Source organism: Paenibacillus hodogayensis, assembly GCF_039536325.1.
In the GTDB taxonomy this organism is placed as follows: domain Bacteria; phylum Bacillota; class Bacilli; order Paenibacillales; family NBRC-103111; genus Paenibacillus_AB; species Paenibacillus_AB hodogayensis.
This window is the reverse complement of the sequence record NZ_BAAAYO010000014.1, coordinates 104,285-126,394: the sequence shown is the minus strand read 5'-3', so window position 1 is coordinate 126,394 and position 22,110 is coordinate 104,285. Positions and strand designations below refer to the sequence as shown.

The window sequence follows — 22,110 nt, the reverse complement described above, 5'->3', positions numbered from 1 at the left end:
TCACCATTTGCTCCATCTACGGCTTATTTTCGAACGCCTCGTACGACCGTGGAGTGTAGCCCGATTGCTCATTTCCTTTTTCAATTTAATTTTCTCTCTGTTCGATATTGTTGCAAATTTACTTTTATTTGTAATTTTAGGGTCAAAAAAAACGAGCGCGCGCTCTTCATCGTAGTGGGTAATACTGCTCATATTGACCAGATTGTTCCTATCCAGACGCTGGAAGCCGAATTGTTGGAAATGGGGCTCCAGAGCGGAGATAGTCCAGATCAACGGATAATAGACTTGGTGCAAAGTATGGAACGTTAGGCTGCTGTCATTCACTTCGATTTTTACGATATCGGCCAAATTCAAGAGAATGACCTCTTTAAAGTTATCCGGATCGAGCGTAGCTGGGAATATCACGAAAGTCAACTCCAGAAAAGAAAGTCAGGCTGACAGATGTCTGCCAGCCCATTCTGTACTCATTTCTTTAATTCTACCGGAATTTCTGGCATATGACCAATCGGTGAAGCGGTTTGTACGAAAAAGCGAGCGATGCGGCTTAAAACGTAAGAAGCAATTCAAGCACTTGCGCCTGGGAATAACCGCCACGCGGCTGGGCTTTTCCCAGGAAGTCGCTTTATATATCAAGGTTAACCCTTCAGATTCAGCATTCGCAGTTCAGCCGGCAGTTGAGAACACGACCGGCCCAGCCGCCCCAGTTTCTTGTACCGAAATTCAGGTTCATTTGTTTTAGTTGGTTAATTGAAAATTGGTTAACTGAAACTACAATTATATAGCAAGCCACCGAAGGGCCCAATTTTCGAATCAAATGTCTATAGAGTTCGAATCATTTTTGTCCGAATTTTTGCTAATGCGATCTTCGATTTCTTGTTTAGCTCGATTTTTTTCTCTGTTCGATATTGTGGCAAATTTACTTGAATTTGTAATTTCAGGGTCAAAAAAAACGAGCGCCCGCTCTTCGTCTAAATGTGTGATTTTATTCATATTAACCAAATTGTTTCTATCCAGTCTAAGAAAGTCGAGATTTCTTAGATGATGCTCAAGCGTAGAGATAGTCCAGCTAAGCGGATAAAACGTTTGTGTCTTTGTATGAAAAGTGATGCTGCGATCATGAACCTCTATCTTAATAATTTCTTCGGGATCAAGCATGATCACAGATTCAAAGTTGTGGGGGTCGAGAGTAACAGGGTACTTGACCATTCGGGAAGTCAACTCCGTTAAAAGAAACTTAGGCTGCCAGAAGCTCTGGCAGCCTCATACCAAAATTACCGTAATTCATTAGGGATTTCTGGGCGATGTTGCGTGGGTGAGGCAGTTTGGACAAAAAAACGAGCTATTCCATTCAAAAAGTAAGACGCAACTTTTGCTGTTAAACGTGCCATATTCACACCTCCTTTACATTCTTAAATAGTAGGATGCCTTGAATCAGAAATACAACTGCTACGGATGAAGAAACAAAGATAAAATTTATGCATACAAGAATGGCGGAAACGAGCTTTAAGTAAGGATAAAACCGTTCCGGCATCCGATTGTAGCCTTTTAAATTGGAGGGAGCCTTGATGAGTACGAGAAGCAGGCTGATAGCTGTGAAAATGTATATAAATATATGCGATAAAGCGATATGAGGAGGTGCCGCTGTTACTATAGTTGTTGAAATCATGCATACTATGGGAGATTGGAAATGAAACCCTCCGGAGGCCATGCGCAGAAGGACGAAAGCTAGAATGGAAATAGAAGTCGCCATTAGCTTCCCAGTTATTAAACCGATGAGCAAAGAAATACAAACAGGAATCATAAAATTAATAAGGATAATCAGAGCAAACTTCATAACTTCTATGCTAACCGTTTCTTCTTCATTTGCTTTTTTTATATGTAATGCGATTTTTTCCGACCATGCTTCAACGATCATTGGAGTACTCCTTTCTAATTACCCAGAATTGCAGGAGCAATAAAGCCAGAGTAAGGATGCAAAGCAAGATCAAAGTAAAATCGCTATACAGTAGGTAATTAAAACCGAGCATCATTAAATAACCGAGCACAGTAAACAGTAAAAGTTTTAAATTGATCCCGGAAAATTTGATGATCAAACGTTCTCCATATGGAATGAATGTATAGCCCATTCTCTTCTTGTAAATAATCCAAGAGCCAAGCAGAGCTAGTGCTGCGGTTGTGATTTGCCCCAAATACGTAATTGATGTTTCCGGTTCAATGATTGCCCCGAATTTTTGGAAAAAAAAGAAAATGAAAGATTGCAGCACTGTATAAGTCAAATAGCCGCTTGTTGTGACGACTCCGGCGTAGAATGCAGGGATTCTAAACATCTGCCATAGGAACAAAAACACGATAGGAGGCTGAAGAAAGGTTGAATATATTTTCATTTGAAGGACAACAATGGCGATGTAGGAGAAAAGGGATAACAAAAACGATGTAAAAATCAATTGACCCCGATACCCGCGAATTTCCAGTTTAAAAGTGGTAAAACCTAATGTGATCAACGCAAACCATTCGATCATAGAAACGGACAAAAACGAAAATACTTTCATACCAAAAACTCCCCAATCTACTCTTTCTTTCTCTGGTATTACATGTATTATACTATAAGCCGATAGAACTATAAAGGTAAAATAAGACAGTGAAATTTCATCGAAATATTGTTGAAGATATGGTATAGTATGTATTTAGTGTAATTCTTAGTCGATTGGGCTCGAAATGATAGAAGAGTTTCGTTTTCTCTTGACAAGATATCAAGTGATATGCTATTTTTTGGAATATATGAAATTATTAGCGGAAGCACCGCCATTATGCTGCGTTCTAGAGAACGCGGATAATGGCTTTTTTGTTTTCCAATAGGAGCTGGAATCCGGGAGTACGATGAATCGCTTGACGTGGAAAAATGTGGACGAATTGGCGGGTTCATGTGATACTACGTTTACAAATACACTTAAGAGAAAAGGGGAACAGATCATGTGGAAAAAGCTTGCAGTGCCTATTATGTTGGGGGCGGCTCTCATTTCGTTTAGCGCACATGCCGAATCGAAAACATTTGCCGACAGTACCAGTCACTGGGCGAAGGAATCGATTCAAAAGGCGGTTGGCAAAGGCTACGTGGACGGATATGAGGACCTGACGTTCCGTCCGGACATGTCCGTAACGCGTGCCGAATTCGTGAAGATGGCCGTAACCGCACTGAAGCTTAAGGTAAGCGGCTCAACATCGGGTACGGACTGGTATTTGCCATACGTCAATGCTGCGGTCCAGGCCGGTATACATCGTTGGAGCGATTTCTCTACCGGGGATTGGAATACGCCGATAACGCGACAGGAAATGGCTCGCATGATCGTTCGGGCGACCGATAAGGAGCTGCAGAAGGAGGATGTGAAAAAAACGGATAGCGAGTTGTTGTATCTTGCGGCTAAGGCTGGACTTATTCAAGGTTTGAGCGGCGGCGAGTTGGGGGAGGGCGAAGCGACGACACGTGCACAGTCGGTCACCGTCATTGAGCGAATTTTGACCGTGAACGGCGGGGGAAATCTGGAGGTTGATAAGTATGCAGTCAACCGTGCGGAGCTGGCTTGGCATAAGACGAATATATTTACGGTTATGCCACAGTTTTTTATGAAACTACACTCATCTAGCAAATGGAATCCGGATGATATGTTCGTAGAAACTTCGGATGGATTGTACAGGGGGGAACTCGATGCACTTGTCGCAATCGATCTGGACGATCCCAATGATCCTAATCGGCAACTGGTAAACCTATCGGATTTGAAGTGGTTGAATCTTGCAACATCAAAAGTGCAGCCGGTAAGTGATATAAATGAAGCATATTTGCTCTATTTCAAAGGACGAGTTGTATTCAACCGAGATACAAATATATACAGTAATACAAAGGAATACGTACTTTTTAGTTTAATCGGTTTTGAGTTTGAACGGGATGAAGCCAAAAAAGGTAACATGGTTAGTTTTGCTCCAACTACCTATCGAGATTTCAACAATGGTATATTTCCTGGGATTGTAATTTCTAAGAAAGTTAAAACAGATGATAGTTTATTCATAGAAATTCGGTCATCCGCAATTCCGCCAAACCCAACATACAGTAAGACGCTACTTTGGGCGAATCCGATTAAACAAAACCGATAAGGAGCCGTATTATGCAGATCAAAAAAAAGTGGATATCCAGCCTCTCTATCTTGCTGGTTCTACTTTTTGTTGGCACACTCGTTCTGATGCCTTCCTCATCTTCCACGGTTTTTGCTGAGTCCATACCACTTACATACTCACCAAATGACAGTTGGCAGGCTGATGGACAATTCAGTAAATATGCAACCTTAACAACAAATACGTCTATTGGCAGAGACGGTTATAAAATTAAAAAAGTAACCATCATAAAGAATGGCACACCTTCTAAAGTGTTGAATGGAGCTGCTGGGCAGTTACAGTATAATGTAGCTGAAATATTGACTGGCGAAGTGGTTGAAATCAAATCCCAAAACAATCAATCGACTCAAGGATATTATGCCTGGTATCGGTATGCTAAGGCTAGCGGAAATGACAATTGGCGCGCCAATTTTTTTAGATGGGACGATAGCTATACCGAGTATGGGGAGTATCGCTTATGTAAATCAAACGAATTGGATGAGATTGGAATGCCGGCATCTCCTGGGTGTGAAGATACAAATCTGGCGATGAAGGGTGCGCTACAGAAAGATTTCTTTACGACTAACGCTACACAGAAGAAAGTGAACTTGGACGTAGTGGATCGTTCTCTAGCCAATGGAACTGCAAAAATTATAGATGGCCAAGAAGTTCCGGGTCCAGAAGGAGTTGATGGGTATGTGAACTCTTCCACTATCACCCTTCACGACAAACCAGTCCATTTAACACCGGATTTTAGCATTTTGGTCCGTTTTACACAAAGCTTTATGGAAGTATCGCCGTATGCAAAAAACCTTCAAGCGTATGGAGCTAAACTGATGGTGTATTTCTCTGCATTCACTGTAGATATTACAGCATACACCTACCAATACCCCTACACCCTAGAAGTCGAGTACGAGCAACTAGATAATGCCTTGCCAGACTTGACACCCGTCAGCATAACGACAAACGGCCCGGTGAAATTGGGCGAATCTAAAACATACACTTTCAATTTTACGAACATCGGCAAGTCCATCGTTAACAAGTCCTTTGTCGTTTACGTTCAAAATCTAAACACGGGCGGGAAGGTCACTCAGGCTAGTTTTAATCAAGCAGCTACGAATCAAATAGTATCCGGTACCTTTACTTTTACGGCTTCAAGTCCACAGACTCTAAAGTTTAGACTGATTGTTGACTACAATAATGACATTGACGAGCAGCCTCCGAACGGAAAGCTGAACAACACGGCTGACTACGAATTTCCCGTCAATATAGGTATCGATGGAGATTTTGATATCATTCCATCCAAAATAAAGTATACGGATAATTTTTCTGTGGTCCCCAAGGACATGGATATCCCGAATGGGTGCACGTACAAAGGCCATCAATATCGTTTCGTTCAAAACGGGAGTACATGGATTACACCGAGAGTTAATGGGAAAACGATGGCATCGCCCTTTGCTTATCCCAATTATCCGGACAATTTATCGGTGGGAACAAGCATAGTGTCCATGCAAATTTACACAAGCTGTGGAGACTCTGGATGGATTAGAGACAAACCGCTGGTGGTGGAAGAATCGGATAGACCGAACACCCCGCCAGAATTCCGAGCAGGCTTCTTTTTGGAAAACGACCGTACCGGTACGTATCCTGTCTCGCAAGTTATCGTCGGCTCGCAGGTGAACTTGCGGATCATTCAAGATCCGCATTCCAATCCGCCGTCGCCGTACGATGCGGAAAATGATTATCCGATTACATGGAGCTGGGATTTCGCGGGCAGCGCAAGCAGTTGGATTCAAGGGCTTCCCGCCAAATACAAGTTCGACAACCGGGAGGATCATTTTTATAACATTACGGCAGATCAGGCCGGCAACTTCGCCATTCGCGTTACCGGCACGGATCGGCGCGGGGCATCCGCGAGCCAAACCGTCTTCCTGAACGTTATTCCGCCGAACCCGATTCCTGTCGCCAAATGCCCTTCACCCGTAAAATCCGGCCGTCCGGTCGATCAAACGAAATTCAGCTCGGCGGGCAGCTACAGCCCAGCCGGCCACATGATCGATCATAGCCGCAGTGAATGGACGAATCGACTAACGGCCTACACCAACTTGACAGGGGCCAATATTACCGTGCAAGCCAGTCTGTGGGTGTATGACAATGCAGGGTTGAAGTCACTCTTTGCGGACACCTGCAACATCGTCGTTCAGCCGGATCAGCCGCCTGTCGGTAAGCTTGACGTTCCGCCGCTCGGCTTGCGGGGACAGACCTACACCCTGTTCAATAAATCGTACAGCCCAGACGGCGACATAATCGTCAGCGCGGCCTACCGGTACAAGTACGATGCGGGGAACAATGGTTTTGATGACGATCCGTGGCAGGCTATGCCCGGAACGTTAAACGCGACAACCTTTACGCCAAACCGGGTAGGAAAATATTTGTTCGATGTCTATGTGTGCGAGGACTACGGCATGTGCGCGTACGCGTCGGCCACGCAGACGATCAGCCTGCTCGTGCTGGATACGATCAATCTCGCGCCTACCGTTTCGTTCGATATAATCGGCAAAAACGAGCAGCCGGAGATTAACGTGCCGATAGCATTCAACGCGCAAGCGATGATGAACTGGACGCTGTACGATGTGAACACGAACAAGCAGCTGGCCAACCCGATTTTTGGTTGGGCCAATCGCAACGGGGTCCTGAGCGCGGGGCTCGGCAAAGGAATGGAGCGCAAAGTCGATGTATCCGCGTCATTTTCTCTGGGTCAAATCAATACGTACCGTCCATACTTCAATCCTTACGAGGATAACGGATTCGGTGCAAACCGCATTTCGCCGTACAAAGGTATCGACACGGTCGATACGGCCCGGATGCAGCCTGTACTCGTGCCAAAGACGCAAAACAACGAGACGGTGTTGGAACCTGTTCAATACGGAAACCTTGTGCGAACAAACAAAACGCACCTGATCTTTGATACGATTAACAATTGGGACAAGTACAGCACGGCCTTGTACGGTTATAACTTGTCTAAGATTCCGAAGATGGAAGCAAAGACGGTGCAGACATCGCAATTTGCACGACATCTGGAGTATACATGGCCGGAGCTCGGGAGCAACCCATACGATTACATCATCCAGGCTGCGGAGGACGGCTCCAAGACGGTTACCTATTGGGCTCCCGTTTATACGAGCTGGAGTGAGGCTGCTGCAAATGAAGCGAAGATTCGCCAGGGCGACTATTCCGGCGCACGTGTCGTGTCGCCGACCACGTACAAGTTTTACAACAGCGAAGGCTTTGAGGTTGCAGGGGAGAACATCTACAAGTTGGTTAGCGGCGGCAGCCGGTCCCAAGCCTTTTACGATACCTTCGAGTACTACGATGAGGAGTCCAATTCCGGCTGCAATTGCATGACCACCGCTTCTTATCAGTCATCCACATTGCCGGCGCTCCCCGTTATCGGCGTCATGATATACGACTCCTACACCGGGGCGTTAAAAGCAACGAAGCTGGACAACGCGGACTTTGCCACGATGGCCGGAGCGCCGTTCTATGAGACGGGACGGCAGAGCAGATCCTTTACGTTAATGGATAAAGGAGAAAACTTGCTTGTTTTGAGCGCTCCGGGGACCAATTATGGCGGGGATTTCACGATCCGGCAGCTGGAGATTGGCCCGAAAGGGGAAACGGTTCGGAAAAAGGACATCACACTCCCTGTCAGCATCGAGAACGGGAAAAGTTGTATATATCATAATGCTACTGGGCTATACAAAGGATTGAACGGGGAATATTTCACCTTTGTAAACCAAAGCTGCAAAGCGAGCAGCCAGACTAGCTATGTGAAAACCGCGTACTACGCACTCAAGGTGAATGCGGACTTGGATGTGGCTTGGATGACGAAACTGCGCGGAACCGATTTCCGTCGCGACGTGGGTCCGTACGAGGCTAACTGGGAAACAAAGCAGGTGGCGGCTTACAACCCGGTGACCAATCAGCTCATCACACGGAGTTATACGCAGACCTATTGCAATGGCTGCTCTACGCCAACCGTGACGGATTACCAGGAGCTGCTGGATGGCGCAACAGGGGCACTAACAGCTTGGGGTGGTCCAGCGATCAATAACATGGGACCGGGCTTCACCATTAATCCGGACGGCAGCTACGGCCCTGCAAGCGGACCGAGTTCGATCACGGCCGATTCCGGCACGACCCGCACATGGGGGAATGGAAATCTCATTTCCAAGCGGGAGGATCTAAACTTTCTATCGCAAGAACAAATGAGATATTTAGTAAACGGAGGATATATTGCCGACGGGGTATATCTGGGCATATACCAGACGTGGAAGCAAAACATTTCCGGGCCATTTGGCGACGACAATATGACGTCAGATCGCTACATGTATCTTGCACCTGGAACCGTAAATAACCAAGTGGTACGCAATGGCTTCCAGCTCGGGCAGCTTGTTTCTTCCACATCCTACGACGATACGCAGCTGAGCTTCACGATTAATATGCATCGTCCGCATATCGACACCGGCTTGGCCGGTTTCTCGTTCCGCATGCAAGACCCGATGAACCGGTATGCAGTCGAAATGGACGCCTCCACCTTGTACGTATCGAGGTACATTGCCGGCAATCGTACGGTGCTGCAAAGCATCCCGTACCCGTTCCAGCCGGGAACCGACTATGCGTTCAAAGTAAGCATGTCCGGCGATCAACTGGATGTAACGCTTGGCGGCATCCCTTATTTGTCCGTGACGGACGGAACGTTCCCTAGCGGTAAAATCGGTCCGTTTACGACCAAATCGTATGTAGACTTCAAGGCCGTCTCTCTGAAGAACGTTCCAAGGCAAAGCGTCGATTGGCTGACGCAGTACGCCATCTGGGAGAGCGATACAGCCCGGGCGGAGGCCAGATACGAGAACATCGTTTACAGCGATCCCGAAAACGATCCGATGTCCGGTTCCTTCCGTTGGAGCTTGACACATACGCCGAAGTTTCTCAATAACCATGGCGTCTCCGCGCTGAACGGGCAAACGTATTCCAGCGAGCAGCTGTATTTCGATAAAGTGGGCGAATACTGGATTACGCTTCAGGCACGTGACGACCCGAATCCGTACTATCTGTACCCGAACATGACGTTCGACAGCTACCGGAAAGATTCGAACGCCTATGCCAAACGGCTGATCGTCCATCGCCGGCCGATCGCCGTCATGACCGCCTGGGCGAACGCGGACGGCACGATCGGTTACACGGACGAAAGCTATGATCCTGACCGCTGGATCAGTCCTACGAACTATTCGCCGCCGGATACGACCGGCATCGACTATGGGGTCACTCGCGGTATCATGGAGCGAAAATATTACTACGTATCGCCAAGCGGCCAGTTTGTCGAGAGCAAGCTGACGCGGCCGACCGAGAAGGGTCCTTACGAAATCTGGCTTATGGTACGCGACGAGTACGGAGCCTGGAGCTATCCGGTATCCGCCACGGTAAACGTCGGGACGATCCCAACGCCGAACGGCAAGCCAACCGTGCAGCTCACATACCCATCCGGAACACAGGCGAATCCGACCCTGATCTTCACACCGCGGCCGACAATCGCGTGGGAGCAGTACGATACGCCGGGAACCGTCTTCCAGGGCTATCATGTCAAAATATCCGACGCCTCCGGCTCGATCGTCGCGGAGAGCGGCGAACGGCCGCAATGGACGACGGCCAACAACGCAACCTGGGACGTGCCGATCGATTTGCCGGCCGGTACCAAGCTGCAGGTGCAGGTCCGCGCTAGTGACGGCGAAACGTGGTCGGACTGGTCCAACATCGGCTGGATGATCGTCAACAGCCCGCCGAGAGCGGTGCTGACGTTCCCGAACGGACCGAACGCCGCGGCCGCGAATCTGATTCAGGACAACCGGCGCCCGCAGCTGACGTGGAACCAGTACGACCCGGATTTGCCTTACGGCGCAGTATTCCAGCAGTACCGGGTGCAGATTCGCCGTGAAGACGGTTCGCTCGTCTACGACTACGGTGCTGCTCAGTGGACGCAGGCGACCGCGCAGAGCATGACCGTGACGGCAGACTTGCCAACCGGCGAGCCGCTGCAAGTGCAGGTGCAGGTGAGCGACGGGATGCTATGGTCGGACTGGTCGAACATCGGCTGGCTGCGCATTAACATGGCGCCAACCGCCGAGGTGACGTATCCGTCCGGTACGCAGGCGAATCCGACGATTGACGGCCCGGAGCCGCTGCTGCGCTTTAACCAGTACGATCCGGACCCGAACACGATGTTCTCCAAATACCAGCTTCAAGTAGTAAACGAAGCCAATACGACGGTCGTCTACGATACGGGAGAACGCTCGCAGCAGACGACGGCCATGGAGCAAAGCCATCAGGTGGAACGTGCGCTTCCGGCCGGACAGAAGCTGCGGGTGCGCGCGCGGACGTTCGACGGCTACGTCTGGTCGGGCTGGTCGGGAGACAAATGGATATTCACCAACCGGCCGCCGACGGCGGACTTCGATTGGACGCCAAAGCCGATCTGGGAAGGCGACGCGGTGCAGCTGACGAATTTGTCGACCGATCCGGATGGCGACGCGCTGACGTCGGCGTGGGAAATCCGACAGCCGGACGGGACGATCCGCTCGTATGGAACGACAACGGTACCGGCGTTTACCGCCGTGCCGGGGACGTACACGGTCACGCTGACGGTGTCCGACGGTTTCGCGGAAAGCCGCGTCACCAAGACGCTTGAAGCGTCGCCGCTGACGATCCGCTCCGAGGTCGATCATACGCCGGACTGGCGGGCGATTCACGAGAGCAAGGGACATGAAGTGACGAACGTGCCGAAAGATTTTTATTCGGGCGAGGTGTTTGTGGTGAGGACGTTTAGCGCCCCGGCTCCGGTAAGCGAAGCGTCGGCTTGGATCGATACGCCGGGGTTGGACGGGAGCCGTCTGGAGGTGAACGTTCTGCTGGCGTCCTCGGCGGGAGAAACGACCCGGTTCGAGGGACGCCTGTACGACGACAAGTTCATGTCGCCTACGGAGGGACTTCCGCCAGGGCAGGTGCTCATCCATTTCCGTATCCGCTATGCGAACGGAGTGGTGAAGCTGGAGGACGTGCCGGTCACGATTATCGGCAATGCGGCCGGCGCGGTCGAGGTGCACCGCAAGCAATAAAGCGCGCAGTCTGCCGAAGGCCCGAGCGAATATACAAATCGGCGTATAAGCCGCAAGACTTCCGCAGCCGCGATTCGCGGCGGTGGAGGTCTTGTTTTCGCTTATCGCGGAAGAGGCGTCGACAAGGGCGGACGCATTTCGCGGAATGCTGCCGATTTTCGTGAAATTTTAACCGTTCGCACCGCCGGTTTTGTCGGATAAAGTCGCTGAATCCCTTTGCTGGAGCGGAATGTCGTGATATTGCAGGGGGCATGTCGTAATAATCGTAGCCAAATAGTTCAACTTTTTGTCATATACTTCATGTTCAAAGAATGCGCTTTATGATTACATAGAACTGAAACTTGTACCGCCGCAATCATTCATGAAAGCAACCAGTAGGAGGGTATTTTATAATGGCTAACGGAAAAGTGAGAGTCGGTATTATCGGTACGGGCGGAATCGCCAACGGCAAGCATCTGCCGGCATTGTTCAAGCTGCCGAATGTGGAGCTTGTCGCCTTTTGCGATATCGTAGAAGATCGCGCCCAAAAAGCTGCCAAGCAATACGGTGCTGAAGGCGCCCGCGTATATACCGATTACCGTGAACTGCTTGAAGATAACACGCTTGACGTCGTGCACGTTTGTACGCCTAACGACTCGCACGCCGAAATTTCCATCGCCGCCCTCGAATCCGGCAAGCATGTCATGTGCGAAAAGCCGATGGCCAAGACGGCTGCCGATGCCCGCCGCATGGTGGAAACCGCTAAGAAAACAGGCAAGAAGCTGACGATCGGCTACAACAACCGCTACCGTCCGGACAGCCTGCACATGAAGCAAGTGGCCGAGAGCGGACAACTGGGCGAAGTTTACTATGCCAAGGCGCTCGCTATTCGCCGGCGTGCGGTTCCGACATGGGGCGTATTTCTGGATGAAGAAAAGCAAGGCGGAGGACCGCTTATCGATATCGGTACGCATGCGCTCGACCTGACGCTGTGGATGATGGACAACTACAAGCCGGTCAGCGTAACGGGCTCGGTCTTCCACAAGCTCGGCAGCAAAGAAAATGCGGCCAACGCATGGGGACCTTGGGACCCGAAAAAATTCACCGTCGAAGATTCTGCATTCGGCTTCATCAAGATGGAGAACGGCGCAACGATCGTCCTGGAATCGAGCTGGGCGCTCAACACGCTGCAAGTAGGCGAAGCAAAAGCCGTTCTGTGCGGAACGGAAGGCGGAGCCGATATGGAAAACGGGCTGCGCATCAACGGCGAGCAGTTCAGCCGCTTGTTCGATACGACTGTGAAGACGGATTCCGGCGGCGTGGCGTTCTTTGACGGCAAGAGCGAATCGAGCGGCGATCTGGAAGCGCGTCTGTGGATCGATGCGATTGCGAACGATACCGAGCCTCTCGTGAAGCCGGAGCAAGCGCTGGTCGTCACCGAAATTCTCGAAGCGCTGTACGAATCCGGCCGCACGGGCAAAACGGTTTATTTGAACGATTAATAGGCGGACGGACCTCGTTCCGTTTCGGCCTTCACGACATTTGAAGGGAGGACTGCACCATGAAATTGGGCGTATTTACCGTTCTGTTCGCCGGCCGTCCGCTGGAGGAAGCGCTTGACTATATCGCCTCCAAAGGGCTGGACGCGGTCGAGATCGGCACCGGCGGCTATCCCGGCAACTCGCATTGCGATCCGGACACGCTGCTCGGCGATGCCGGCAAGCTGAAGGCGTTCAAGCAAGCGGTGGAATCGCGGGGTCTGACGATCAGCGCACTTAGCTGCCACGGCAACCCGCTTCATCCGCAGAAGCAGATCGCCAAAGAATTTCACGACGCTTTCGTCAAGACGGTAGACTTGGCTCAAAGACTGGAAGTGCCGGTCGTCAATACGTTCTCCGGCTGCCCGGGCGATCACGAGGACGCGAAGTACCCGAACTGGCCGGTCGCGCCTTGGCCGAACGATTACCAGGAGATTTTGACCTGGCAGTGGGAGCAAAAAGTGATCCCGTATTGGAGTGAATGGGGCCGTTACGCGTCGGAACGCAACGTGAAGATCGGTCTGGAGCTTCACGGCGGCTTTTCCGTACACAGTCCGGGCACCTTGCTCCGTTTGCGCGAGGCGGCAGGCGAAGCGATCGGCGCGAACCTCGATCCGAGCCACATGTGGTGGCAAGGCATCGATCCGGTTCAGGCGGTGCATATTTTGGGCCGCGCCGGCGCGATCCATCACTTCCATGCGAAGGACACGACGATCGATCCGATCAACGTGAACAAGCACGGCATTACGGATATGCAGTCGTATTCGCTCATGCTGGACCGGGCTTGGCAGTTCCGCACGGTCGGTTTCGGTCACGATATGAAGACGTGGGCGGACATTCTGAGCGCGCTTCGTCTCGTCGGTTACGACTATGTGGTCAGCATCGAGCACGAGGACGGCCTGATGTCCGTGGACGAAGGCTTCACCAAGGCGGTTGCGAACTTGCAGCAGGTGCTGCTGCGCGAGCCGCTTGGCGAGATGTGGTGGGTGTAAAACGGCATTTAAAAGCTTCTCCGGTTTGAGCTTGAACCGGGGGGCTTTTTTTAATGTCTTTAACCGTTAACGTACTGAATTATGGCGGGCTCGATGTTTTTATAATCACAAGCGTAACCCGGAATCCAGCATACAGAAATGAAACAGGAAGGCCATGGCGTCACGCCAATGGCTGTGGACTATGCCGAGAAGAAAGGCTTGTTCCGTACCTTGCAGGGAGGAGGGGGCGGTAAACGGCGGCCGAAATTCCATACGAAGAGGGGGGATCGTGCTCTTTCTGTCTATAGTGGGACACGGATTCCACTTCAGGATATCGTTTTCTTAGTGAAAATGTGTAGTTAGCTTGTATAAAGCAGCCTGTGTGAAAGTTTCTACCTCGATCAAACTAAGGAAGCCAAGTTCAGAAACTCAATGCCGAAACTTACGGTTTATAGTTTTGCAAATGCCTATGGAACGCGTCAACCAGCTCAGGGCTCTCGTCAAGCGTATAGATGCGGGCGGGCCGATTGTTCGGATCGAAGTCCTTGTGGCTCCACCAGACGGCAGCCTTGATCTTCGGATATTGATCCAGTTCCCCAAACATGCGGTTCACCCATTCGACCTTATCCCCGCCGATGGAGCTCGAACCGAACTCCGCAATCATCATCGGCTGATCGAACCATTCGCTGTATTGGGCATACAACGGAGCATAAAGTTCGTGAAACGTGCTCCATTCCTCCCCTTCGTAGAACGTGCCGGTATTATAGGCTGTCAGGCCGACGATATCCACATAGTCGTCTCCGGGATAATATAGCAGAGTATGATTCCAAGCGAACCCGGGTTTGGACAAGTTGTTCGGATTCCATACCCATAGTACGTTGTCTACTTCATTTTTGCTGAAAATATCATGAATGTATCTCCACGTATCGGTATAAATATCCGTATCTTTCGAATTGTGATAGCTCGAATACGGAACCCAGTCCCCATTCATTTCATTATTCAGCCGGAATAGCAGGGGGTGACCGAACGCCTTGATGTCTTGTGCATATTTCATCAAATATTCGTCGTACTTTCCTTTCAAGATGTCGTACATGATACTGGAATTATCCTTGTTGTAGTGCATCGTCTGCAAAGTCAGAACGGCGATGCGTCCGTTCTCGTAAATCTTGTTTAAATCTTCTACCGGAAGTCCCGTATCCAGCGACTGGTAGCGGATAAGCAGCCCGAATTTATAGTCAAGCTTTTGCTCCAGCTCCAGCAGCCGATTCATTTTCGATTTGGCTGCATCAGGCTCGTAGATGCCCCACTTCAAACCGTCCGATAAGAAAAGCCGGTTATAGAGGTCGGCCGCTTCTTTGTTTACCCGAGGGGTCTTCCTTGTCGTCACTTTGCCAATATTCGCGCTCCCCTGAGGTGAAAACATCCGGAACGAAGACACGATATCCATTTCATTATGAATGGGTCGATCGGACTTGATCTGAATCGTATAAACTTCTCTGTCATTTTTAACGATCTGGGCGCTTGCGTAATAATGTTTATCGCTTTCCACACGCTCCAGTTTATCGCGCTCCCATTTCAATAGATGTACCGTCGAACCCTCTACAATCATGCTTTTATCTTCAGTAACGCGATGATCCGAGGCGTTTTTTGTAAAACGGTTGCCATATCCGATATAGGCGGCCGCGTCGGTAACGGTATGATTGAAATTATCATAGTACACGTCGATTTGCGTATGATCGTCGTAGAAACTCGTCTTGATGGCCGCCATAGAATCGTCCGTCTTCATCTGTTTCGGATATTGCAACTGATACCCGTAAGGCAAATACGTATAGGAGGCCATATCCCCGGAGGATGGAGTGCGGTTAAGTAAAAAAACGCCGATTGCGGCAAGTATAACGATGCCTGTCAGAACGTAAAGCAGCTTCTTTCGTTTCAGAATTCAAGTCCTCCTTTAAGAATGTCGTACCACATGCCTATTTTTGTGACCTAATGATGTCCACTAGTGCTCCATTCCATTTTTAAAACGATTTACACTTCCGCTTAAAGCTTCATTTTCCATCTCCGCAGTCCCCCTTTCTACTACAGCTATACAATATTTACAATCGGGGACGGCATAATGTGACATAGGGTTGGGGCTCTGACTTTCAACGGTGGAAATAAATTTATTCGGGTTAATGTATCAGCGGGTGTATGGTCAAGGGGGGGAGCGGGACGTCGCCCGTCTCGATCTTAGTGAATGTAAGCGCAAGCTGCGCCGTGAGATGGGTAAAAAAAGAGATATTCTAGGCGGAATATTATTGGCAACTGCCAGGGGAATTGATACGAGCCCAGCTAAGGGCATGCGGCATCAAATTAAGGCTATCAACTGCGAGAGGGCTCTTAAGTGGAGCGCGTTATTCCGCGGGGGCTGCGGCGACAACGGTACAGGTCGTCGGGATTTGGCCGGCAGATGACGCTGCAAAATGCGAGTTATTTGCCGCATGAGGTAGGAGCGGCTGTTCAAAATCTATTACTTAATTCGAAAATAAGCCCAGATAACTACCGTGACAGCAATTAATGCTGCTAAAGCAACAAAAGTTAAATAACCGGCTGGCCCAAGCAGCGGCGAGTTTTGCATCTTGACGAACGCGGGGTGCCCGATTACATTTAAATTAAATACATACATGAATGTAATTAAATAAGTGGAGGGAATTGTGACAAAAACCAAATTTCAATTGAAGCGGGAAACGACTCACCGGCAGCTCCTGGAAGCGGGGTTGAAATGCTTCGCGGAGAAGGGGTTCGCTTCTACGACGATCGGAGATATTGTGGCGCGCACCGGACATACGAACGGGGCGTTTTATGTCCATTTTCGAACGAAAGAACAGCTGTTTCTGGAAGTGCTGGACTATCAGATGGACATGACGAGCGGGTGGTACGAGGTGCCCAAGCAATACAGCCCGGCGAACACGTCGCTGGAGGAAGTGATGACCATCACATTGACGCGGCTTGGCGATATGCTGCTGGGCGTCGACAACTGGATTGTGGCATTGGCCGATTTCTACCAGCAGACGAAGCAGGACCCGGACGTCCGCGAGCTGTTCCAGACGAAATACCGCCAATGGATTGCGGGGATCGAGCAACTGGTGCGGAACTTGCAGGCGCAGGGCTGGGTCGACAGCGAGCGAGATCCGCGTCCGATTGCCATGCAGCTCATTGCGTTCAACGAAGGGTACTCGCTCTTCTCGGCCTTGTTCGGGGGAACGGACCCACATGTGCTCATGGAAGGTTTGGTCAAGCTTTTGCGTTAGAAGGCGAGAGCAAAGGAGGAGACGGCGAGGCGATCAGCCGTTCGGCCGCAGGCGTTTGAGACGCCATCCTCCGTCACATTTTAGATGCGAGGGGTTCCTGATGATGAAGTCCAAAGCCGTTTCGCGTACGCTTCTGTTTCTGTTTGTCCTGCTTTTCGTTCCGATCGCCTACGGACCGGGCCGCCCCGTCCAGGCGGATGAAGCGTGGATCGCGGTCAGCGGTCCCGCGGAGTTGAACAATATGCGCAATCAGTTGACGGGCAAATACAGGCTTATTCAGGATATTGATTTGGCCGGTTACGATGATGGAGACGGCGGAGGGTGGAAGCCGATCGGCACGACGTCGGGCGCCTTTGCCGGTCAATTCGACGGCAACGGTTTTGCCATCCGGAATATGCGGATTGCCAGACCCAACGATAACGGGGTCGGCTTGTTCGGCACGACCAACGGCGCAACCATTACGAACGTGCACTTGACCAATGTCCAGGTGGAAGGGAGCCAAGATGTCGGCGGTATTGCCGGCGGGCTCCAATATTCGTCCCTCTCGTTGTCTTCCGTCGAAGGAAGCGTGACGGGAAGGGCGCGGGCCGGTGTGATGGTCGGCTATCACGATTTTTCGACCATAGCGGACAGTTATGCAGCAGGCCGGCTGGTCGTGGCGGCCTCGCCCGCGGACAGCTTTGGCGGGTTGGTCGGTTATGGAGCGAGCAACAACAGCCAGGCCTCGATTGTGCGTTCCTATTCGACGGCATCGGTCGGGAACGGCTCCTTCTCCGGCGGCTTGATCGGGCAAAGGGACGGGCCGGCGCCTGTCGCTTCGTCGTATTGGGATACGCAGGCGAGCGGCCAGCTCGTCTCCGCAGGCGGAATGGGGAAGACGACGGCCGAGATGATGGACAGGGAGACGTTCGTCGACTGGGACATCGCTGGCAACGGGTCGGCCGATCCGGTCTGGGGCATGGTGCAGCAAGCGACCTATCCGCTCCATTTCGGCGATTACAAGAAGGTAGCGCTCGGCTCGTTGACGGTAAAAGATACGGACGATACGCTGCTGAAGCTCGATCGCGAATTTTCGAGCGCGTACGGGTCGTACGCCGTGCAGGTGGTGAGCAAGACGGATCACATTGTCGTGTCCGGCACGCCGCTTCGCCCGTCCTCCTCCGTATCGGTCGATGGCGGGGGAGCTGCGAACACGCTGGCGCTTCAGCCGGGACGGAACGAGATTCCGATCGAAGTCCGCGATTCCGCCGACCCGACGGGGCGGAAAGCCGTCTACAAGCTGATCGTGTACCGGGATGCGGGCACCGTCCAGCTTCCGCATCGCATTACAACCGCCGAACAACTGTCCAAGCTGGGCGATCCGTCCGCAGGTTACGGGTTGGACCAGGTTTATGCGCTTCAGGCGGACCTCGATCTGTCCGGGTACGCAACAGGCGCGGGCTGGTCGCCCATCGGCACCGAGGCGGAGCCGTTCCGCGGAACTTTCCGGGGGAACGGTCACACGATTTCCCATCTGACCATCCAGCGTCCGGGCGATGACCATGTCGGCTTGTTCGGCTTCGCATTCGGGGCAAGCGTGTCCGATCTCGCCTTGCCGGACGCGGACGTCCGCGGCAATCGCCATGTCGGCGCTCTGGTCGGCCACGCGAACCAGACAGCGGTAAGCGGCGTGGCGGTGCAGGGGGCGGTGGCCGGCATCGGCGACATTGCCGGCTTGATCGGCTCTGCGGACGCGCTGACAACCGTAAGCGAGTCGTATGGGGCGGCGACGGTCACGGCCGAGGCGGGCGGCGCGGGCGGACTGATCGCCTCCGGCGCCGCCGCCGGGGCCGTGACGGACTCGTTCTGGGACCGCGAAGCAAGCGGCCAGGCCGCCTCGTCGGGAGGGGGGACCCCGAAGCCGACCGTAGATTTGATGCGAAAGGCTACGTATACGAACTATCCCGGCTCGGTCTGGCAGTTCGGCAACGGCCATCGATGGGGGATGATCGAGGGAACGACGTATCCGATGCCTTTGGACGCCTATCGGGGAGTGAGCCTGCAGGCGTTGGCGGTTATAGCGCCCGGAACGACGGTATCCGTCGCGCCCTCCACTTTTCAACCCGACACGGGGACGTATACGGCTGCGCTCGCCGCGCCGGTCTCCCGGGCGAACGTAACGGTTGTGCCCGGGGCGGGCCAAATCGTTACGATCAACGGTATGCCGGGACCGACTGCCGACATTGGCCTGGGCTTGGGCAATCAAACGGTACGCATCGACGTGAAGGGCGCGAACGGTGCGAAAGGCGTGTACCGCTTGACGATCCAGGTGCCGTCTCCGGTTGTGGAAGCTGTGCGCGTTCCGGCGAAAGGCAAGTATGGGATCGGGGCTGCGCTGGATTTTATCGCGGCGTACGATTTTCCCGTAGATGTGGACCACGCGGGGGCGCCCGTATGGCCGATCCGGCTGGACAGCGGTGCAGAGAGAGCGGCCGTATACGCCGGAAAGCTTGAAGGCGATGCGAGCAAACTGCTGTTTCGCTATACGGTGCAGGAGGGCGATCGAGGCAGTGCCGGAATCGTGCCCGCCACCGCTTTGGCGGCCTTGGCTCCTTTGGCGATTACGGCAAACGGCGATCCCGTCTCGCTGCAATTGCCGGCCCCGCTGCCGAATACGGCCGCGATCGTGATCGACGGGGTAAAGCCGGATATCGGGCTTACACCGTCGACAACGGCCCCGACGACCGGCAGCGTCGTAGTCGCCGTCTATGCGGACGGAACGGGAACCGGCGTGGCCGGACTCAAATGGGCCAAGGGCGTACGCCCGGTCACCTATTTCAGCGATGCCGGGACCGCAATAACCGCTTCGTCCTTCGTGGCCGACGAAAACGGGAGCTATACCGTCTATGCTGCGGACGAAGCGGGCAACCGGCAGGTGCGGACGATCGAGATCGCCAATATCGTGACGGAGCGGCCGACCGTGCGTTTGGACTACAGTCCGAAGTTGCCGGTCCGTACGGGAGTCGACGTGACGGTTGCGGCGTCCGTGTACGGAAGCGGAGCCGGCAACCGGCTGGCGGTGTTGAAGTGGGCGGCGGGGGAGCGAACCGAGACCGACTTTGACTCCCCGTCGGTCGGAGCGGATGTGCCGCCCGGGGGATCGTTCCGGGTGACGTCGAACGGGACGTACACCGTCTACGCTGCCGATGCGGCAGGCAACCGGCAGGTTCAGACGATCGAGATTGCGAATATCGTGACGGAGCGGCCGACCATTGCGCTGAGTGCCTATCCGACCTCGCCGGTCCGTACGGGAGTCGATGTGGCGGTCACGGCGTCCGTGTACGGGAGCGGCACCGGCAACCGGCTGGAAGTCTTGAAATGGGCGGCAGGCGAACGGAGCGCAGTCGAGATGGCTTCGCCGTCGGTCGGTTCCGATGTGCCGGCGGGAAGCGCGTTCCGGGTTTCGGCGAACGGCATGTATACCGTCTATGCGGCCGACACGGCGGGCAACGGGGAAGTGCGGACGATCGAAATCCGCAATATCGTCACCGAGCCGCCCCGCCTTGCGCTCGACTACACGCCCAAGGAGGCGGGCGGAATCGGGGTCGATGTGACGGTGCTCGTTCAGGCCGGGAGCGAGGCCGCAGGCAATAGGGTCGAGACGGTGAAGTGGGTCGCAGGCTCGTTTACCGTGGCGGAGTTCCGCTCGGGGAATTTCGGCGCGGATGTCCCGCCTTCGCGAACGTTCCGCGTGACCGCGAACGGAAGCTACACGGTGTACGCCGCCGACACGGTTGGGAACGACCGCGTCGAGATGATCCGGATCACCACTATCGCCGATTCCGGAAATCCCGATCATCCCGGTGAACCTGCCGCTTCGTCGGGGACGGAGGCAAGCACCGACGGCGACGGGAATCGGTTCTACCTTGTCCCGGGCAAGGAGAGCACGATTGCGATACCGGGCTTGACCTTGTTCATCCCGGCCGGCGCGATCGAACGGGCGACCACCGTCACCGTTGCGCGTGTAACCGAGGAGGCGAGGGGCTTGCTTGAGCCCGGGCAAGCGCTGCTGAGCGGCGTGTTCGACTTGAGGAAGGATACGCCGGGAACCTTTCAAGTCCCGGTTCGTCTAAGCTTGGATCTGACCGCCCGCGAATGGAGCGACGGCCAACGGCCGGTATTGGCTTACTACGACGAGACGGCGAAGACATGGATGAGCATCGGCGGGACGGTTTCCGGCGGCACGGTGACGGGGGAAACCGACCATTTCACCACCTTTGCGGTCCTCGCCGTCCGTCGGGAGCAGGAAGAGGCGCCGGAAGCGAAGCCGAACCCGGAGCCGGTTCTGACGGATATTGATCGGCATTGGGCCGCGAAGGCGATACGGAACGGTGTTGCCGGAGGGCTGATCGACGGGTACCCCGACGGCACGTTCCGTCCCGACGCTTCCGTCTCCAGGGCGGAGTTCACAGTCATGCTGGGCAGAACGCTGCATTGGCGCGAAGAAGGGCCGGTGCGGTTCGAGGACCGGGCGGACATTCCCGCATGGGCGCACGGGGCGGTGGCGGCGGCCGTGCAAGCCGGGGTGATCGGTGGCTATCCGGACCATACTTTCCGTCCGGCCGCCGGCATCAGCCGGGCGGAAATGGCCGTGATGATCGCGAAAGCGGCCGGGCTGCCCCGCCCGGAAGCACTAATGACGTCGTTTGCGGACGGCGACGCCGTCGGCGAGTGGGCTTTGCCTTTCGTCGAGGCGGCCCGGGAAGCCGGACTTGTCCAAGGAAAGGCGGACGATCGGTTCGAACCGGACGTCTTGCTGACTAGGGCGGAAGCGGTCGTGCTGCTGCTGCGTTTGTCCGCATACGGTGCTGCGCAGCATGGCTAGCATGTTTACAGGAAATCGGACTGGAAGGACCGGCAGGCAGGCTGTCGGTTCTTTTTTTTGCGCTCGGCGTGAGTAAAGAGGAGGAAGGGAGGAAATGTTCGTTCGCCCCTATCTCGCGAGGGGTAAGGGTGCGAACGGTTTTGAGGAAGTTCG

At 53.2% G+C, this 22,110-nt stretch carries 12 protein-coding genes; 6 read left to right on the top strand and 6 right to left on the bottom strand.

Annotated features, from left to right (window positions below; genetic code table 11):
• The 5 genes from ABD796_RS28640 to ABD796_RS28620 form a co-directional block, all read right to left on the bottom strand.
• A complete protein-coding gene (locus ABD796_RS28640) occupies window positions 1-354 on the bottom strand; it encodes a LytTR family transcriptional regulator DNA-binding domain-containing protein (RefSeq protein ID WP_344914836.1) in 354 nt (117 codons plus the stop codon).
• Between the two features lie 456 nt (window positions 355-810).
• Complete coding sequence (locus ABD796_RS28635) at window positions 811-1,206, bottom strand: LytTR family DNA-binding domain-containing protein (protein WP_344914834.1); 396 nt, start codon at window positions 1,204-1,206, stop codon at window positions 811-813.
• Window positions 1,207-1,271: 65 nt separating this feature from the next.
• The gene (locus tag ABD796_RS28630) at window positions 1,272-1,388 is read right to left on the bottom strand and encodes a cyclic lactone autoinducer peptide (protein WP_344914832.1); all 117 of its coding nucleotides are present in this window, start codon (window positions 1,386-1,388) and stop codon (window positions 1,272-1,274) included.
• A gap of 2 nt (window positions 1,389-1,390) precedes the next feature.
• Window positions 1,391-1,915 carry an accessory gene regulator ArgB-like protein gene (locus ABD796_RS28625; protein WP_344914830.1) on the bottom strand — a complete coding sequence of 175 codons (525 nt, stop codon included), beginning with the start codon at window positions 1,913-1,915 and terminating at the stop codon, window positions 1,391-1,393.
• The gene (locus ABD796_RS28620; RefSeq protein ID WP_344914828.1) at window positions 1,905-2,549 is read right to left on the bottom strand and encodes a hypothetical protein; all 645 of its coding nucleotides are present in this window, start codon (window positions 2,547-2,549) and stop codon (window positions 1,905-1,907) included. Before ABD796_RS28620 ends, ABD796_RS28625 begins: the two co-directional genes overlap by 11 nt.
• Window positions 2,550-2,970: 421 nt before the next feature.
• Here ABD796_RS28620 and ABD796_RS28615 point away from each other — a divergent pair, with 421 nt between their 5' ends.
• The 4 genes from ABD796_RS28615 to ABD796_RS28600 all read left to right on the top strand — a co-directional run bounded on the left by ABD796_RS28615 (window position 2,971) and on the right by ABD796_RS28600 (window position 13,824).
• Window positions 2,971-4,146, top strand: a complete 1,176-nt coding sequence (locus tag ABD796_RS28615) for an S-layer homology domain-containing protein (RefSeq protein ID WP_344914826.1) — start codon at window positions 2,971-2,973, stop codon at window positions 4,144-4,146.
• 1,616 nt (window positions 4,147-5,762) lie between these two features.
• Window positions 5,763-11,315 (top strand): PKD domain-containing protein, encoded by a 5,553-nt coding sequence (locus tag ABD796_RS28610; RefSeq protein WP_344914824.1) that lies wholly within the window; start codon window positions 5,763-5,765, stop codon window positions 11,313-11,315.
• 392 nt (window positions 11,316-11,707) lie between these two features.
• A complete protein-coding gene (locus tag ABD796_RS28605; protein WP_344914822.1) occupies window positions 11,708-12,796 on the top strand; it encodes a Gfo/Idh/MocA family protein in 1,089 nt (362 codons plus the stop codon).
• Between the two features lie 59 nt (window positions 12,797-12,855).
• Window positions 12,856-13,824: a sugar phosphate isomerase/epimerase family protein gene (locus tag ABD796_RS28600; protein ID WP_344914820.1), complete on the top strand. Its 969-nt coding sequence runs from the start codon at window positions 12,856-12,858 to the stop codon at window positions 13,822-13,824.
• Window positions 13,825-14,245: 421 nt separating this feature from the next.
• Here the strand turns inward: ABD796_RS28600 and ABD796_RS28595 are convergent, their stop codons facing one another.
• Window positions 14,246-15,643, bottom strand: coding sequence for a glycoside hydrolase family 26 protein (locus tag ABD796_RS28595; RefSeq protein ID WP_344914818.1), 1,398 nt, complete (start codon window positions 15,641-15,643; stop codon window positions 14,246-14,248).
• A gap of 853 nt (window positions 15,644-16,496) precedes the next feature.
• Here ABD796_RS28595 and ABD796_RS28590 point away from each other — a divergent pair.
• Entirely contained in the window at window positions 16,497-17,093 is a 597-nt protein-coding gene (locus tag ABD796_RS28590) for a TetR/AcrR family transcriptional regulator (protein ID WP_344914816.1), read from the top strand.
• 100 nt (window positions 17,094-17,193) lie between these two features.
• Window positions 17,194-21,957: an S-layer homology domain-containing protein gene (locus tag ABD796_RS28585; protein ID WP_344914814.1), complete on the top strand. Its 4,764-nt coding sequence runs from the start codon at window positions 17,194-17,196 to the stop codon at window positions 21,955-21,957.
• The last annotated feature ends 153 nt before the right edge of the window (window positions 21,958-22,110 follow it).